The organism is Carboxydocella sp. JDF658 (assembly GCF_002049395.1).
GTDB lineage: Bacteria > Bacillota.
Map to the genome: position 1 here is coordinate 1 of NZ_BDLR01000155.1, position 217 is coordinate 217.

Genomic DNA, 217 nt, shown 5'->3' on the forward strand with positions numbered 1-217 from the left:
TGGGGAATCTTCCGCAATGGGCGAAAGCCTGACGGAGCAACGCCGCGTGGGTGAAGAAGGCCTTCGGGTCGTAAAGCCCTGTCTTCAGGGACGAAGTCTCCCTTGCGAATAGTGGGGGAAGGTGACGGTACCTGAGGAGGAAGCCCCGGCTAACTACGTGCCAGCAGCCGCGGTAAAACGTAGGGGGCGAGCGTTATCCGGAATTACTGGGCGTAAA

The 217-nt window shown here is 59.4% G+C and carries 1 rRNA gene; it reads left to right on the forward strand.

The features are described 5' to 3' along the window. Positions 1–217: ribosomal RNA gene (locus JDF658_RS12945) — 16S ribosomal RNA — on the forward strand; the annotation flags it as partial.